Genomic DNA, 13,377 nt, shown 5'->3' with positions numbered 1-13,377 from the left:
GGAGGCGCCGGGCAGGACCGTACGGCTCATGCGGCGGAGGCCAGTCCGGCAAGGTGGGCGCGGGCGTCCGCGACGACGCGGCCGGACAGTTCGCCGACCCGGCCGTCCTCTCCGGCCGGTGGGGCCGCCATCACCGTGACCGTCGTGCAGGCGAGATCGAAGATCTCCTTGACCTGGGCTCGCTGCCGCGCGTCGTACACGCCGTGGTCGTCATGGTCGGCGACCAGTGCCGTGAAGGCCGGAAGCCGCTCTTCCATGGCCGCGCAGAGGTCCTTGAGTACGAGGCGGATCTCCCGGCTGCGCTGGAACACCTCGGACAGGGTCCGGCGGGACTCGGTCAGTTCGGACTCCGCCGCGTCCAGTTCCTCGGCGACCTTCTCCTGGTCCTCGCGGGCCGAGCGGCCCTGCCATTCGAGGAGGACGCCGCCCACGACGAGCGCCGGGACGGCGACAGCCGCGGCCAGGACCATCGTCCCGGCGGCCATTCCGCCGCCGCCCGCCGCCAGTGAACCGCCGCCCAGCCAGGCCAGGGTGGCGCTGCTCGCGGCGGCCCCGGAAAGCCCGGAGATGGCGGTGCCGGTGGACGCGGTGGCGAAGGCGCCGACGGCCAGGTAGGTGGCCGTGCCGATGCCCGCTCCGGCGGCTCCGGCCCCGATGAGCGACCCGACCGCGGACACCGCGAGCCGCTGTATCTCCTGCAGTTCGACCTCGGCCGTGGAGTGCCCAGCCGGGTCCACCGGGGTCAGGTCGGCCAGATCCACCCGCTTGAGCCGCGCGAAGGCGTCCCGGAAGGGGACGAGGGCCTGGTCGTACGTGGCCTGCCGCTGCTGCTCCTGCGCCGCGCTCTCCTGGACGATGTGCCGGTCGAGCTTCTTGCGGCGGACACCCAGCTTCTCGTTGCGCTGCGCGTTCTTTCGCCTGAGCAGGACGGCTCGGTACATGGCTACGGCCATGCCGTATTCCCTCCCCTGGGCAGTCGAACTGACCGGGCGTCAGGCTACCGCCGATCGGGTGCCCTGAAGGGCAAGTCCGCTGCGGAGGCCCTCGGACGGTTCGCCGGGCAGGGGGAAGCCCCCGGACAGCGGCGCGGTGTCGCGGGCGTTCCGACTGGTGGGCGTGGGTGGCGGGGGCGGGGCGGGAGCCCGTACAACACCACGAGCAGTCGTTACGTGGAACGAGGGGGCACCATGAGCACCACCGCAGAAGGCGTCGGGGATCCGGGCGAGGAGCTGGTCGTCACCGAGCGGACGCGGCTGCGGCGGATGCGGGAGAAGGGGAGCCATCGGCGTGCCGACCTGGACGCCGTGCTCGCCGCGGGCTTCCTCTGTCACCTCGGCGTTCCCGTCGACGGGACCACGATGGTGGTGCCCACCGCGTACGGAGTCGACGGCGACCGGCTCTACCTGCACGGCTCGGTGGCCGGCCGCAGCCTCGTCCAGGCGCCCGACACCACCGTCTGCGTCACGGTCACCCATGTCGACGGGCTCGTCCTCGCCCGGTCCGTCTTCGAACACGGCGTCAACTACCGCTGCGCGATGGTCTACGGCGTACCCCGGCTCGTGACCGACCCCGAGGAGAAGCTGCGCGCGCTGCGGGCGCTCACCGAGCAGAGCTCGCCCGGTCAGTGGGAGTACGTACGGCAGCCCAGCCGCAAGGAGCTCGCCGCGACCGCCGTCCTCGCGCTCGACCTCACCGAGGCCTCGGTGAAGACCCGCAGCGGGCCGCCGGACGACGGTGACTCCGAGGACGCGGCGCTCGGGCTGTGGGCGGGGGTCCTGCCGGTGGTCACCACCTTCGGCGAGCCGGTCACCGATCCGGTCCTCCCCGAGGGCTTCGCCCCGCCCGCGCATGTCGCCTCGCGCGCGGGGCGTCCGGTCGGGGAGTGACGGGTCCCGGCTGTTTCAGGCGGGGGTGTTCTCCGTGCGGAGGCGGACGTCCAGGCGGTTGAGGTGGTCCTCGTCCGCCAGGGCGTCGACCGAGGTGATCAGGGAGTCCAGGACGGTGAAGGCGAAGACCGTGTGAGGTCGGTCCTCCCGTGTCAGGACCAGGCCCGCCGCCCCGTCCAGCAGGGCCTGCCGGGCCTCCCGGGTCGGCCCGGCGAGGGCTCGCGCCACCGGACGCGCCCCGTGCGCGGCCGTCACCCCGGTCCGTACGGCGGTGGTGTCGGCCCGTAGCGCCACGTCCGGGTCGAGGAGCGGGAGCAGCGCCTCGGGGTCGCCGTCCCGCGAGGCCGCCAGGAAGGCCGCGACGACCTCTTCCTGGCGCGCCGGGTCGGGTTCGGGCATCTCGTCGGTGCCCCGCACCCGGTGTCGGGCCCGGGTGGCCAGCTGCCGGGCGGCGACCGGGGTGCGTTCCAGGACCGGGGCGATCTCCTCGTACGGGATGTCGAAGAGGTCGTGGAGGACGAAGGCGAGCCGTTCGGAGGGCGTGAGGGCGTCCAGGGCCGTCAGGAGGGCCGGGCTCGGCGCGTCGGCGAGCAGGGCCCGCTGCTCGGGGTCGGTGACCTGTTCGGGACGGTGCGGTTCACCGGGCGCGCCGGCGGTCCAGGGGTCCCACGGGTCCCAGGGCGCCGACCGGTGGGTCTCGCGGGTGCGGAGCCGCTCCAGGCAGATCCGGGCCAGGGTGTCGGTCAGCCGTCCGGGCGGTGCGGTGGCGGGGCCGCTGTCGGCCAGGCGCCGGGCCGTCTCCCGTACGGCCTCCTCGGCCTCGGTGAACGAGCCGAGCAGCCGGTACGCGACGGCCCGCAGGCGCGGCCCGTCCTCCCGGTCCTTGAAGGGAGCGGCCTCGTCCGTGAGGGGAGCGGCGAGGACGTCGTCGTCATCCACGGGTCGTGACCTCCGTGAGGCGAGGCAGGGTCAGGCCGTCGCCGGGGCGTCCTCCGGGACACCCCGGCGCGACCACCAGGGGGAAGTGCGCTTCGGCATCAGTCGCCGTGGCCGGTTCCTCCGCTGCCGAAGCCGCCGCTGGAGATGCCGCCCCACTTGCGCTTCTCCTCGCTCGGCGGGTCCGGTGAGGTCTCGGTGCCCGACGTGCCGGAACCCTTGAGCTGGTACGGCATGAGGCGGTGCTCGCCGTCGGTCTGCGGCATCACCGCCGGCCTGCGGTACTCGGTCATCTCGCCGGGCAGCTGGTCGGTCTCCGGCCGGTGCGGCTGCTCTTCCGGTTTCGGTGTGTCGGACTCGCGGTCGCGGACCCGGAAGCCGAGCCAGACGGCCCCGATCAGTACGGCGACGATGACGAGCCCGCCGAGAACCTGTCCCAGGCCTGACTGCCATACCCCAGCGGCCAGGACCTCTGCTGCGCTGAGAGTGTTCATACTTCAGGATTACCCGATTCCGCTTCTTCGGACTCGTTGGGCGGGGATCCCGTCGAGATTTCCTGAAACATTTCCGCGCCCCCGTCGCGTCAATGAGGTGTACGGCGACCACACCACGTGACCGCGAGGGAAAGGAGGGGCATGAGAAAGTCCCGCGCGGACGAGTTCCTGGAGTTCGCCTCCGCACGCACAGGGCATCTTTTCCGCTCCGCATGCCTGCTGACCAGCGGCGACACCCATCTCGCCGAGGACCTCACGCAGGAGACGCTCGGCCGGATGTACGCCCTGTGGGGCCGCATCGCACGGATCGGCAACCCCGCCGCGTACGCCCAGACCGTGCTCGTCCGCACGTTCCTCAGCCACCAGAGGCGCCGCTCGGCCACCGAGCGCCCCCTCGGCGAGCTCCCCGACCGCGCCCCCGAGAACGGCGAGGACCCGGCGCTCCGGATCGCGCTGCTCGACGCGCTGGCCGGACTCGCGCCCAAGGACCGGGCGGTCGTGGTGCTGCGGTACTGGGAGGACCGCAGCGTCGAGGAGACCGCCGACGCCCTGCACGTCAGCTCGGCGGCGGTCCGCACCCGCTCCGTACGGGCACTGACCAAGCTGCGCGAACGGCTCGGCGGCAACATCGCGGAGTTCGCCACCCGCTGACCCGGAGCCCCGCAGGGCTCTCATCCATCAGACTTCTCACGACCCACGGACCGGAGACGGTGATTTCGGCATGCCTCAGAACGAAGGTTCCCTGCACGACGGCGCCCCGCACGAGGGCTTCGAGGAAGAGCTCGGCGCGGTCCTGCGCAGCACCGGCGAAGGCTTCGCTGTCGACGACCGGCGCGAGCTCGTCGCGGGCGGACTCACCCGAGGCCGGCGCCGCCTGGTGCGCCGCCGCCTCGCGGTGACCGGCGGCGCCCTCGCGCTCGCCGCCGTCGGCATCGGCGGTGTGTACGGCGGGTCGCTGCTCGGCCCCAGCGGCAAGGCGACGGCCGCCGGTGTGGCCGCGGCTCCCAAGCCGACCAGCGCTACCACCGAGCCGAGCCAGGCGGAGAAGCGGCGCCAGGCGCAGATGCCCCAGGCGCAGATCCCGGTCAAGGACATCGCGGCCGTGATCAAGGCCAACACCCCGGATGGGGAGTGGCAGTTCGAGAACCTCGACAGCAAGGGTCACGCGGCCCTCGGGGTCTATGACGACGGTGGCGGCAAGGCGGCCGTCTCCGTCGGCCTCTACCGCGCCGCCGGCGGCGACGGCGAGGCCGGCTCGGGCCAGGTCGAGTGCCCGAGCAGGGTCCACGTCCCCTTCGACAAGTGCACCAGCGGCACGCTGCCGGGCGGTGACCGGCTGATGGTCATCCAGGGGTACGTGTACCCCGACAAGCGCGAGGAGACCAAGAACTGGCGGGCGGTCCTGCTCACCAAGGACGGCTTCCTGGTCGACGCGAGCGAGTACAACGCCGCGGGCGAGAAGGGCGCGGCGATCAGCCGCGAGAACCCGCCCTTCACCGCCACCCAGCTGAAGGCCCTCGTCACGTCCGAAGGCTGGCGCCCTCTGCTCCGCCAGCTGCCCACGCCCGAGCCGTTGAAGGCCTCCCCGGGCAAGGCCCAGCGGCCCGTCGGGCCGGAGGGCGACGCGGTCCAGGCCACCCTGCGCTCCTTGCTGCCCAAGGGGCTGAAGGTCACGGACAAGGGCGGCGAGGGAGAGTACGGCTTCGTGGTCGTCGACGACGGCAAGGGCAAGAGCTTCGTCCAGATCAACGTCCAGCCGAACATGAAGGGCGCGGCCGACGCCATCTTCGGCAGCGGGGACGTCACCACCCTGCCCGACGGCCGCAAGGTCAAGCTCACCAAGGTGCCCGGCGAGAAGGGCGGCTCCGGTGTCGTCATGTGGACCGCCGACACCATCACGCCCAAGGACTTCCGGGTCGTCGTCTCCGGCTTCAACACCGGTGCGCAGCACGAGCCCGCCACCCGCGCCGAGCCCGCGCTGACGATAGAGCAGCTGAAGGCCATCGCGCTGAGCCCGAAGTGGCAGAAGCTCCCCATGAAGTGACTCCCGAGTCGACGGGGGAGCAGGGGAGGGGTGGCGGGCTCGGCCCACCACCCCTCCCCGCACGTCTACTTGGCGTCCGCGTACCGCTCGACCGTGGCCGTCGTGAACGGGAACCGCACCGGCGTCTCCCCGAACGCGATCCGCCCCGCCTCGTCCCCGGCCGTCCGGATCGCCTCCGTGACCGCCTCCGCCTCCTCCGCCGGGCAGTGCACGATCACCTCGTCGTGCTGGAAGAAGACCAGCTCCGCCCGCATCCCCGCGAGGTCGCGCCGCAGGGCCGCCAGCATCAGCAGCGCCCAGTCGGCGGCGCTTCCCTGGACGACGAAGTTACGGGTGAAGCGGCCGCGCGCCCGCGCGTTCCCCGAGGCGTACCCCGGGACGAAGCCGTCCTCCGCCGCTACCGGTTCGCCGCTCTCCTGGGGCAGTCCGGCCTCGTCGTCGTCGCCCGCGCCGACTGCCTTCGGGCTGGTTCTGCCGAGCCAGGTCCGGACGAGCCGGCCCTCCTCGCCGGCCTTCGCCGCGTCGTCGACGTAGGCCACCGCCAGGGGGAAGCGGCGCCGCAGCGCCGCCAGGTTCTTCAGGCCGTCGCCGCTGGTCTGCCCGTAGATCGCGCCGAGCAGCGCGATCTTGGCGTGGTCGCGGTCGCCGGAGAAGGCCCGGTCCGACAGGCGCGTGTACAGGTCGTCGGGGTGACCCGCGACCTCCATCAGGCCCGGGTCCCGGGAGATCGCGGCGAGGACGCGCGGCTCCATCTGGTCGGCGTCCGCGACCACGAGCCGCCAGCCCTCGTCGGCGACCACCGCCCGCCGGATCACCTTCGGGATCTGCAGGGCCCCGCCGCCGTTGGTCGTCCAGCGCCCGCTGACCGTGCCACCCGGCAGGTACTCGGGCCGGAAACGGCCGTCGCGGACCCAGTCGGCCAGCCACGACCAGCCGTGCGCCGTCCAGATCCGGTAGAGCTTCTTGTACGCGATCAGCGGTTTCACCGCCGGGTGGTCGAGCTCCTCCAGCTCCCAGCGGCGGGTGGACTTCAGCCGGATGCCGGCCTGCTGGAACGCCTTCACCACGTCGGCGGGCAGGTCCGGCCGGACCCGGCGCCCGAACGCCGCCGACACCTCGTCCGCGAGCTCGGCCAGGCGGCGCGGCTCGCCCCCGCCCGCGTACCGCTCGCCGAGCAGCTCGTGCAGCAGATCCCGGTGCACGTCCGCCCGCCACGGCAGCCCCGCCTTGTGCATCTCGGCGGCGACCAGCATCCCCGCCGACTCGGCGGCCGTGAGGAGCCGCATCCGGCCCGGGTGCTCGGCCCGGTCGTGGCGGCGCAGCTGCTCCGCGTACACCGCGAGGAACCCCTCGAAGGGTACGGAGACGACGGGCCGCGGCTCGAAGAGCGAGTCCTGCGAACCGGGTTCGGCGCTGCGCTGCGGCGGATCGGGCGGTACGGGGGCGTTCCGCAGGCGCGCCCAGGCCGCCGCCGCGGAGCGCGGCTCCCCGAGCCGCCCCTCGTGCCCGAGGAGGAGCTGCTCGGCGTCCTCCACGTCGTAGCACCGCTCGACCCGCACCCCGGCGGCCAGCAGCCGCGGGTACACCTCGGCCGTCGACCGCCACACCCAGCGGGCCACGTCGGGCCGGGCCCGCACGGCCGCCACCAGGTCCGGCTCGCGCCGCACCTCCCCGGCGGGCAGCCCGTCGGGGCCGAGGGGCACGAGCAGCGCCCCGTCCCCCTCCGCCTCGGCGGCCAGCGCCCACCTCTCGCTCATGGGTGCGAGTCTGGCACCTACCACTGACAGCGCCGGGTCACGACATCAGCGGACCGCTACGCCGCCGCGTGGAACAGCGCGGCGGCCTCGCCGCGTGAGTCGACGCCCAGCTTGTTCAGGATGTTCGCGACGTGGAACTTCACCGTCGACTCGCTGATGTGCAGCTCCTCCGCGATCCGCCGGTTGCGGTGCCCGAGGGCCAGGTGGCGCAGCACCTCCACCTCCCGCTCGCCGAGCCCGGTCAGCGGGTGCGCCGCCTCGACCGGCGCCTCCGGGGTGGCCAGCGGGATCACCGCCGTGATCGTCGTCCCCCAGCCCGGCACCGCGTCCATGTCGAGCCGCCCGCCGAGCACCTCAAGACGGTCCCGGATACTGCCCGCGCCCAGGTCGCACGGGGCCAGGGCGCCCGCCCCGTCGTCCCGTACCGAGGCCTTCAGCTCGTGCTCGGTCAGCTGCCAGCCGACGTGGACCCGGCGCACCGTGTCCTGCTCCAGGACCACCAGGAGCAGCGCCCGGACGATCGCCCGCGCGCTGTGCGCCACGTCCGCCGCGAGCGAGCGGTCCGTGTCCGGCGCGCCCAGGTCGAGCCGGACCGCGCTGTGCCGCAGCATCGGCCGCAGCTCGCCGGCGAGCCGCTCGAAGGCGTCCCCCGCCGGCTCCTCCGCGAGCGCCCGGTCCCGCCGCTGCTCCGCCCGCATCTCGATCAGCGCCGAGGCGGCCAGGTCGGTCGCGGTCGTCCGGGCCGTCGTGTCGTCCAGGGCCCGGCTGCGCAGCACCCCGAGGACCCCGGAGAGCGCCGCCGTGTGCGCGGTGGTCAGCTCCGCGATGACCCGGGCCCGGGTGTCGGCCGCCGCCCGCGAACGGGCCAGCGCCCCCGGCATGGCCTCCGTCGCGAACCGGTCGAAGTGGCTGGTCACCAGGTCCCACAGGGCCTGCGCCACGGCGAGTTCGGCCGCACCGGCCGGGGCGGCGCCGTCCTCCCGTACGAGCACGAGGACCGCCCCGCGCCGGGTGGCTTCGCTCTTCACGGCGACGACCTCGCGCTCCCGGCCGGCGATCGTCGCGACGCCCTGCCAGGGGCTCCCGGGGACGCCCGCCAGGAGCAGCGGCGCCAGTTCGGAGGCGGTCGGCGACTCCGGACCGCCGAGCGTCTTGAAGGGGGAGTGGGCGCAGTGGGTGGAGAGTTCGGCGGCGCCCACGTGCGGGATCAGGGGAGTGAGGGCGGCCGAGACCGTCGGAAGGATCTCGCCGAGCGGGCGGCGGAGGATCTCGTACGCGGAGGTCAGGGTGAGCGCGTCCATGCGGTTCAGCGTAGTGGGGCGAGGGGCGGAACCGGCCGGTCTTTCGGACAGGTGGGACTGGCCGTTGGGAGGGCGGGGAGAGGAGGGGGCGGGGCGCAGGCTGGAGCACGTCGAGAACGAGATGTGTGAACGAGCAGCGCTGGAGGCTGAGATGGAAGCGATCGTGTACGAGGAGTTCGGTGGCCCCGAGGTGTTGCGCCACGCGACCGGCGTCGCCGTACCGGAGCCCGGCCTCGGCGAGGTCCGGGTCAAGGTGGCGGCGGTGGGCGTCAACCCGCTGGACTGGAAGCGCCGTTACGGCTGGGTCGAGGCGTTCTACCCGACGACCTTCCCCGCCGTCCCCGGCCTGGAGTTCGCCGGCACGGTCGACGCGCTCGGCGAGGGCGTCACGGGCCTGGCCGTCGGCGACGAGGTCCTCGGCTGGACGAAGACCGGCGCCTACGCCGAGTACGCCCTCGCCGGCATCGTCGCCCCCAAGCCCGCCGGGCTCTCCTGGGAGGCCGCCGCGAGCCTCCCCATAGCCGGCGAGACGGCCCGGCGGGTCCTCGACCTGATCGGGGTACGGGAGGGCGAGACGCTCTTCCTGCACGGGGCGGCGGGCGTCGTCGGCTCGGTGGCCGTCCAGCTCGCGGTCGCCGCCGGGATCACGGTCGTCGGCAGCGCCTCCGAGTCCAACCACGCGTACCTGCGGGGACTCGGCGCGATCCCGGTGGCGTACGGGGACGGGCTGGCCGACCGGGTCCGGGCCGCCGCGCCGGACGGCGTCGACGCGGTCTTCGACGCGGCCGGGCACGGGGTGCTGCCGGTCGCGATCGAGCTCCTGGGCGGGGAGGGGACGGCGCGGAAGGAACGGATCGTGACGATCGCGGCGACGGACGCGGCGGAGTACGGGATCACCTTCTCGGGCGGCTCCGGTGACCCCGACGCCGTGCGCGCCGGGCTCACGGCACAGGCCCGCCAGGCGGCGGAGGGCACCCTCGCGGTCCGGATCGCCGACACGCTCCCCCTGAAGGAGGCGGCCAGGGCGCAGGAGCTGAGCGAATCGGGGCACGTGCGGGGCAAGTTGGTCCTGCTCCCGTAAGGGGTGTCTGAGAGGATCCCTCCGCCGAAGGGGCCGGCCCCGACCGTGGAAGTGGAAGGCGACGACGACGATGTACGCGATCCCCCTGGGAGACGACGGCGCGGAACTGCGCCCGCTCGAACCGTGGCAGGCCGACGAGTTCCTGGCGCACATGGACCGGGGGCGGGAGTTCATCGGCGCGCGCAACGGGCTCCCCGAAGTGGTGACGGACCTGGAGTCGAGCCGGGCCTTCCTCCGGGCGTACGCGGAGAAGGCGGCGGCCGACTCGGGCCGCATCCACGGCATCTGGTCGTCGGACGGGACGCTCGTCGGCGCCGTGATCCTCCGGAAGCTGGACCCGGCGGCCGGCACCGCCGAGGCGGGCTGCTGGCTGGAGCCGGCGGCCGTGGGCAAGGGCCTGGTGACCCGGGCCGCGCGGGCGCTCATCGACTGGGCGATCGAGGTGCGGGGGATCCGCCGGGTGGAGTGGGTGGTCGCCTCCGACAACGAGCCGAGCATCGCCGTGGCCCGACGCCTCGGTATGACGCGCGACAGCGTGCTGCGCCAGAGCTACGCCTACCGGGGCGAGCACCACGACGAGGAGATCTGGTCGGTCCTCGCGCCGGAATGGCGGGCGGGGAGGACGGCGACGGGGGCGGTGGAGTCCGCGTCATAGGGGTTCCGGGTGCCCCGCATGTCCTGACCGGCGTACGGCTCCACGCGCGCGTGGAGGGGCGGTGACCCGGCTCCGACCCTTGTCACCGCCCCGTGTTCCACCATCGCCGCTCAGCGGCTGAGGCGCCACGCGGGGAGGGCCGACGCGGCGACCGCGACCGTCGCGCACACCGCCGCCGCCGCGCCGACCGTGGCCCAGGGGAGGGCCAGGGCCACCGGGGCCGAGAGCGAGGCCAGGCCCGCGCCCAGGGTGCCGAGGACCACCGCCGTCACCGCCAGGCCGAGCAACGTGCCGATCGCCGTGGCGAGCGCCGCCTCGCCCGTCACCACCCGCAGGATCTGGGCCCGGGTCGCACCGGCCAGCCGGAGGGAGGCCAGTTCCCCGCCGCGTACGGAGGTCGCCATGAGGAGCGTGTTGGCGAGGCCGATCACCGAGTACACGAGGGCGATGCCGAGGACGAGGATCAGGCCGAGCCGGGTCTGCGGGCTGCTCGCCGGGTGGTCGGCCGCCGCCCACGCGTCGGCGGTCCTGACGGTCCCGCCGCTCGCCTCCAGGGCCCGCGCCGTCGCCGCGCCGCCGCCGCGCGCCTCGATCCGGTCGAGGAGCGCTCCGGGTGCGTTCGCCCGGGTGACGTACGGCCCGTTGTCGCCGGTCCCGAGGGCGAGGACGGCCACGACCCGGAGCCGTACAGGACCGCTCCCGTCCGCGCGCCAGACCTCGACGGTCTCGCCGACCCGGTGCCGCTCGAACTCCTCGTTGACGACGATCGACCGGTCGTCGAGGTCCCGCAGGTCCCCGGCGACCAGGGGCAGCCGGGCGAGTTCCGCGAAGGCCGCCGGGTCGGCGACCGCACGCGCCCCGTACTTCACGACGGCCTCGGCCCCGTCCCGTACGAAGAGGGAGGTCGACGCGGTGGGGGAGAGGACGGCTCCGGCGGGAACGCCGGCCGTCACCGGCCTCAAGTCCTCCCCGCTCGCCACGTACTGAGCGGCCGTCTGCTCCCGCGCCTCGACGGCCCGCGTCCGTGTGACGCTCGCCGCCGAGCCGAAGAGCGTCCCGGCGAGCGCCACGGTCACGAGGACGGGCGCGGCGACGGCGGCGGTACGGCGTACGGAGGCCGCGCTGTTCTCCCGTACGAGCGTCCCGACGGCCCCGCGCAGTCGCAGCAGTCGCGCGACGGGCCGCACCAGGAGCGGGGAAAGCAGGGCGACGCCGCCGATCAGGAGCATCGGGAGGGTCGTGTACGTCTTCCGCTTGAGCAGCTCCGACGGTTCGGTGACGCCCGTCCAGGCGAGCAGCCCGAGCCCGGTGAGGAGCAGCCCCGTGCCGAGCAGGGCCCGGCCGAGGGGCAGGACGTCGGTGTCGACGTCCGCCTCGCGCAGGGCCGCCGTCGGGCCGACCTTCCCGGCCCGGCGGGACGCGGCGACGGCGCCGGCGAGGGCGACGGTCAGGCCCGTCCAGAAGGCCAGGTGGAAGGGCCAGACGGCGCCGCCGACCGTGAACCACTCGGGTGCGAGGCCGCCGTCGACGAGCGTCCGGGCGAGCAGGGGAGCGCCGAGGGCGCCGAGCGCGCATCCGGTGGCGGAGGCGAGGACGCCGAGCGCCGTCGCCTCGGCGAGGAGCATCCGGCGGACCTGCCCGGGGGTGGCTCCTGCGGTGCGGAGCAGGCCGAACTCGCGGCGCCGCAGGGCGACGGCGAAGGCGAAGGTCGAGGCGACGACGAAGACGGAGACGAAGGCGGTGACGCCACCGGTGGTGCCGAGGAGGGCGTTGAGGGCGACGAGGGCCTGGGCGTCCCGCTCGGGGTCGGGGTCGGCGCGCCGCCGTTCGTCGCCGGTGAGGACCTGGGCGCGGTCGCCGGCCAGGGCCCGGACCTCGGCGGCGGGGGCGTCGACGCCGACGGCGTCGGGGCCGCCGGCGGTGGTGACGGTCCAGCGGGCACGGAGCTCGCGCAGCAATTCTTTATCCACAGGCTGTGGACGGTCGAGCCGCTGCGACACGGGAACGGTGTCGGGCCCGCGCCGCACGTCGAGTGTCAGCCGGTCCTGGCCCTGGACGACGACGGGGGAGGAGGCGAACCGCTGGGGAGAACGCTCGGGCGCGTGAAAGGTGGCGGAGAGGCCGAGGCCCATGGTGGTGAGCAGTCCGACGCCGAGGGCGAGGGCGAGGAAGCCGCCGAGGAAGGAGGCCCAGCGGGCGCGCAGCCCGGAGAGGACGACGGTGATCACGCGAGGCTCCTCACGGGGGCGTTCGTGCCAGTGCCAGTGCCAGTGCCAGTGCCAGTGCCAGTGCCAGTGCCTGCGCCTGTGCCTGTGCCTGCACTTGTGCCTGCGCCCGTGGCCGTGGCCGTGGCCGTGCTCGGGGTGGCGGCGGGCAGGCTCTCCAGGCCCGCCATCCGGGCCGCGACCGACTCCACCGTCGGCGCCGCCAGTTCGCCCGCCAGGCGGCCGTCGACCAGGAACACCACCCGGTCCGCGCGTGCCGCCGCCACCGGGTCGTGGGTGACCATGACGATCGTCTGGCCCTCCTCGTCGACGAGCCCGCGCAGCATCGCCAGGACCTCGCGGCTCGTCGTCGAGTCCAGGGCGCCCGTCGGCTCGTCGCCGAACAGGACGGCGGGTCGCGTGATCAACGCCCGGGCGATCGCGACCCGCTGCTGCTGGCCGCCGGAGAGTTCGCCGGGCCGGTGTCTCTCCCGCCCGGCGAGCCCGACGCGCGCGAGTGCCTCCCTCACCTCCGTACGGGAGGGGCGGCGGCCGGCGAGACGGAGCGGCAGGGCGACGTTCTGCGCGGCGGTCAGGCTGGGCAGCAGGTTGAACGACTGGAAGACGAAGCCGATCCGGTCGCGCCGCAGCAGGGTCAGGCGCCGCTCGCTCAGCCCCTCCAGGGCCGTGCCGCCGACCTCCACGCTCCCGGAGGTGGGCCGGTCGAGTCCGGCGGCGCACTGGAGCAGCGTGGACTTGCCGGAGCCCGAGGGGCCCATGACGGCGGTGAAGGTGCCGGAGGCGAAGTCGAGGTCGACGCCGTCGAGGGCGCGGACGTCGCGGTGGTGGCGGGTGAGGTCCCGGAGCCGTACGGCGGCAGCGGTGGTCGTGGTCTTCGTCATGGCTCAAGCGAACCGTCTCCGCCGCCGCCGATCACGACCACTGCCGGGCGTCCGGGGGGTAGGCCTGGCCCTACCCCGGCACCTCGTCTCCCTCCCGGGTCGGGACGGCTGAGACCA

General features: G+C 74.3%; 12 protein-coding genes. 5 read left to right on the top strand and 7 right to left on the bottom strand.

Features of this window, described 5'->3' with window-relative positions; translation table 11 throughout:
- Positions 1-26: 26 nt before the first annotated feature.
- The gene (locus OG580_RS16105) at positions 27-953 is read right to left on the bottom strand and encodes a hypothetical protein (protein WP_267044367.1); all 927 of its coding nucleotides are present in this window, start codon (positions 951-953) and stop codon (positions 27-29) included.
- Positions 954-1,187: 234 nt separating this feature from the next.
- On the opposite strand from OG580_RS16105, the gene OG580_RS16100 reads away from it, so the two are divergent.
- On the top strand, positions 1,188-1,886 hold the full coding sequence (locus tag OG580_RS16100) for a pyridoxamine 5'-phosphate oxidase family protein (protein ID WP_267044366.1): 699 nt from the start codon (positions 1,188-1,190) through the stop codon (positions 1,884-1,886).
- A 15-nt stretch (positions 1,887-1,901) separates the two neighbouring features.
- Here the strand turns inward: OG580_RS16100 and OG580_RS16095 are convergent, their stop codons facing one another.
- Positions 1,902-2,825 carry a sigma factor-like helix-turn-helix DNA-binding protein gene (locus tag OG580_RS16095; RefSeq protein ID WP_267044365.1) on the bottom strand — a complete coding sequence of 308 codons (924 nt, stop codon included), beginning with the start codon at positions 2,823-2,825 and terminating at the stop codon, positions 1,902-1,904.
- 98 nt (positions 2,826-2,923) lie between these two features.
- Complete coding sequence (locus OG580_RS16090) at positions 2,924-3,316, bottom strand: DUF6479 family protein (RefSeq protein ID WP_267044364.1); 393 nt, start codon at positions 3,314-3,316, stop codon at positions 2,924-2,926.
- A gap of 141 nt (positions 3,317-3,457) precedes the next feature.
- Between OG580_RS16090 and OG580_RS16085 the strand changes: the two genes are divergently transcribed.
- Both OG580_RS16085 and OG580_RS16080 read left to right on the top strand, forming a co-directional pair.
- Positions 3,458-3,967: a SigE family RNA polymerase sigma factor gene (locus OG580_RS16085; RefSeq protein WP_267044363.1), complete on the top strand. Its 510-nt coding sequence runs from the start codon at positions 3,458-3,460 to the stop codon at positions 3,965-3,967.
- A gap of 70 nt (positions 3,968-4,037) precedes the next feature.
- Complete coding sequence (locus OG580_RS16080) at positions 4,038-5,360, top strand: hypothetical protein (protein ID WP_267044362.1); 1,323 nt, start codon at positions 4,038-4,040, stop codon at positions 5,358-5,360.
- A gap of 65 nt (positions 5,361-5,425) precedes the next feature.
- Here the strand turns inward: OG580_RS16080 and OG580_RS16075 are convergent, their stop codons facing one another.
- Both OG580_RS16075 and OG580_RS16070 read right to left on the bottom strand, forming a co-directional pair.
- Positions 5,426-7,117, bottom strand: coding sequence for a bifunctional 3'-5' exonuclease/DNA polymerase (locus OG580_RS16075; protein ID WP_267044361.1), 1,692 nt, complete (start codon positions 7,115-7,117; stop codon positions 5,426-5,428).
- A 56-nt stretch (positions 7,118-7,173) separates the two neighbouring features.
- A complete protein-coding gene (locus OG580_RS16070) occupies positions 7,174-8,418 on the bottom strand; it encodes a response regulator transcription factor family protein (RefSeq protein WP_267044360.1) in 1,245 nt (414 codons plus the stop codon).
- 151 nt (positions 8,419-8,569) lie between these two features.
- On the opposite strand from OG580_RS16070, the gene OG580_RS16065 reads away from it, so the two are divergent.
- Together OG580_RS16065 and OG580_RS16060 are read left to right on the top strand one after the other, a co-directional pair.
- The gene (locus tag OG580_RS16065; RefSeq protein WP_267044359.1) at positions 8,570-9,499 is read left to right on the top strand and encodes an NADP-dependent oxidoreductase; all 930 of its coding nucleotides are present in this window, start codon (positions 8,570-8,572) and stop codon (positions 9,497-9,499) included.
- Between the two features lie 70 nt (positions 9,500-9,569).
- On the top strand, positions 9,570-10,154 hold the full coding sequence (locus OG580_RS16060) for a GNAT family N-acetyltransferase (RefSeq protein WP_267044358.1): 585 nt from the start codon (positions 9,570-9,572) through the stop codon (positions 10,152-10,154).
- Between the two features lie 110 nt (positions 10,155-10,264).
- Here the strand turns inward: OG580_RS16060 and OG580_RS16055 are convergent, their stop codons facing one another.
- Both OG580_RS16055 and OG580_RS16050 read right to left on the bottom strand, forming a co-directional pair.
- The gene (locus tag OG580_RS16055; protein WP_267044357.1) at positions 10,265-12,382 is read right to left on the bottom strand and encodes an ABC transporter permease; all 2,118 of its coding nucleotides are present in this window, start codon (positions 12,380-12,382) and stop codon (positions 10,265-10,267) included.
- Positions 12,379-13,260 carry an ABC transporter ATP-binding protein gene (locus tag OG580_RS16050; RefSeq protein ID WP_267044356.1) on the bottom strand — a complete coding sequence of 294 codons (882 nt, stop codon included), beginning with the start codon at positions 13,258-13,260 and terminating at the stop codon, positions 12,379-12,381. The genes OG580_RS16055 and OG580_RS16050 overlap by 4 nt, the downstream gene beginning before the upstream one ends.
- Between the last annotated feature and the right edge of the window lie 117 nt (positions 13,261-13,377).

The organism is Streptomyces sp. NBC_00094 (assembly GCF_026343125.1).
Classification (GTDB): domain Bacteria; phylum Actinomycetota; class Actinomycetes; order Streptomycetales; family Streptomycetaceae; genus Streptomyces.
Note: the sequence above shows the minus strand (reverse complement) of the source record. Positions and strands in the feature narration are given on the sequence as shown.

Coding starts and splice junctions, on each gene's coding strand:
- OG580_RS16070 (WP_267044360.1), bottom strand. CDS start 8,418: ATGGACGCGCTCACCCTGACCTCCGCGTACGAGATCCTCCGCCGCCCG.
- OG580_RS16050 (WP_267044356.1), bottom strand. CDS start 13,260: ATGACGAAGACCACGACCACCGCTGCCGCCGTACGGCTCCGGGACCTC.
- OG580_RS16080 (WP_267044362.1), top strand. CDS start 4,038: ATGCCTCAGAACGAAGGTTCCCTGCACGACGGCGCCCCGCACGAGGGC.
- OG580_RS16100 (WP_267044366.1), top strand. CDS start 1,188: ATGAGCACCACCGCAGAAGGCGTCGGGGATCCGGGCGAGGAGCTGGTC.
- OG580_RS16085 (WP_267044363.1), top strand. CDS start 3,458: ATGAGAAAGTCCCGCGCGGACGAGTTCCTGGAGTTCGCCTCCGCACGC.
- OG580_RS16060 (WP_267044358.1), top strand. CDS start 9,570: ATGTACGCGATCCCCCTGGGAGACGACGGCGCGGAACTGCGCCCGCTC.
- OG580_RS16075 (WP_267044361.1), bottom strand. CDS start 7,117: ATGAGCGAGAGGTGGGCGCTGGCCGCCGAGGCGGAGGGGGACGGGGCG.
- OG580_RS16065 (WP_267044359.1), top strand. CDS start 8,570: ATGGAAGCGATCGTGTACGAGGAGTTCGGTGGCCCCGAGGTGTTGCGC.
- OG580_RS16090 (WP_267044364.1), bottom strand. CDS start 3,316: ATGAACACTCTCAGCGCAGCAGAGGTCCTGGCCGCTGGGGTATGGCAG.
- OG580_RS16105 (WP_267044367.1), bottom strand. CDS start 953: ATGGCCGTAGCCATGTACCGAGCCGTCCTGCTCAGGCGAAAGAACGCG.